This window comes from Sulfitobacter sp. HI0129 (assembly GCF_001635395.1).
Classification (GTDB): Bacteria; Pseudomonadota; Alphaproteobacteria; order Rhodobacterales; family Rhodobacteraceae; genus Sulfitobacter.
In genome coordinates, this window is the sequence record NZ_LWGH01001053.1 from 1 (window position 1) to 1,760 (window position 1,760).

At 56.1% G+C, this 1,760-nt stretch carries 1 protein-coding gene and 1 pseudogene; one reads left to right on the plus strand and one right to left on the minus strand.

Translation table 11 applies throughout. The features are described from left to right. Nucleotides 1-241: 241 nt before the first annotated feature. Nucleotides 242-1,132 carry a LysR family transcriptional regulator gene (locus A3764_RS22485; protein WP_067267138.1) on the plus strand — a complete coding sequence of 297 codons (891 nt, stop codon included), beginning with the start codon at nt 242-244 and terminating at the stop codon, nt 1,130-1,132. 81 nt (nt 1,133-1,213) lie between these two features. On the opposite strand, the pseudogene A3764_RS24315 reads toward A3764_RS22485, so the two are convergent. Continuing rightward, nucleotides 1,214-1,540: pseudogene (locus A3764_RS24315) on the minus strand (DDE-type integrase/transposase/recombinase); the annotation flags it as partial. Nucleotides 1,541-1,760 lie beyond the last annotated feature (220 nt).

Genomic DNA, 1,760 nt, shown 5'->3' on the forward strand with positions numbered 1-1,760 from the left:
CGTCCTGACCCAGATACAGCCGGGTCAGGTCCTGCAGCGCAGTATCGGCCGCAAAGGCGTTCAAACCGGCGCTGTCGGGGATGTTCTTGTGAATGGTCGGCATCTGGTCGTCTCCTCGGGTCGTCATCGAGCAGACACGTTCCGGCCTGCGCATTTACCGCCGGACCTTGACCTGTAGACAATTCCAATACCAATATTAGTTTCGTATTTCGCGATAGCAAAAAGCAAATGGACCAGCACCATGGCCATCACGTTCCGACAGCTCGAACAATTTCTTGTTCTCAGCAAAGAGCTGCACTTCGGGCGCGCGGCGACGTTGCTGAACATCTCGCAACCACCGCTCAGCACCAGCATGAAACAGCTCGAAGCCAACTTGGGCTTTGCGCTTCTGGATCGCGGGAAACGCGGCGTGCGGCTGACCCCGGCAGGGGTGATATTCGCCGATCATTGCGCCCGAATTCTGGGGCAACTTGATTCAGCGCGGGCTCTGGCGGAACAAAAGGCCAAAGGCGCGGCGGGGCGTATTTCGGTGTCTTTCGTCCCCTCAATGCTGTTTCGCAACCTGCCCAGATCGCTCCGGAATTTTGAAGATCTCTATCCCGCTGCGGAACTGTCCCTGCACGAAATGAACACGCAGCGCCAGGTTGACAGCCTGTTGCAGCGCAAGGTGGACATCGGCTTCATTCACGCCGTACCGCTGCCGCCAGAGATCAAATCCCACCGCATCGAAACCGAGCGTTTGATGTGCTGTGTGCCGCGCCAGCATCGACTCGCCGGTCGCAGCCGCATCGCGATATCAGAGATGGCCGGTGAAAAGGTGCTGGTCTTCGCGCGCGAATTCGCCCCCCATTATCACGACCGTATCGTCGGCCTGCTGCGCGCAGCCGACGTGGAACCTTCTGCTCTTTTTGACGTGCAGCACTGGTTTACGGTGATTGCCCTTATCGCGCAGGGCATGGGAATTTCGCTGGTGCCACAATCGCTGTCGCGGTCTTCCATGGCCGATGTCATCTATATCGAAGTGGACGACGCCAATGCCGAGCATGTGGTCGAAATGATCTGGCATGGCGACAACCAGAGCAATCTGGCATCGACATTCCTGCGCTACATCCACCTTCATGGATTGTCGTGACACACTTCAAAAGACAGCATGTTTGCGGGGCGCATTGCCGATTTGTTGTCGCGCTCTTGAGAAATGCGACCCTTCGGATTTTCAAGCGGCCATTTTTGCTGCATCAGTATTCCAGAGGTTGAAAGCATCAACTCTAGCGTGGCGGTAAGAGATTGCGGAAAACCGATAGCATTGGGGGCGGAGGATCGTGTTTGCGTGATCGTGATAGGTAAGAAAACTCTTTGCCTGCCGAGGCGATTTGAACCGGCCCATCCCTTTCTTGCGTTTTCGTTTCGGCCTGTACGAGCCCTCAATTCTATTCTTCAAACCTTTGTGCGCGCGATGAACAGCGCGCGGAGCGAACTCGCGGATAGACTTGAAATAGCTCCGCAACTTGTCCGTCACAATGACCCGGGGCGCGCCGAATCTTCGGCTCCCACCACGCGTGTTGGCCGTAGCTACTGAGGCATCAACGTCGCTGTGCTGGTCCTCTCAATTCTATAGCGTTATCCTAATTTGGATAGTCGCATTCGGCTGACGTCAGACGGGTTCAGGTATTCTTCCGGCTTCGATTGGCGCGTGAGATGCAGCTTTGACCGGCGTATTGTCAATTAGTCGCACACCGTTCAGCCAGGCGGCAACGAACAGG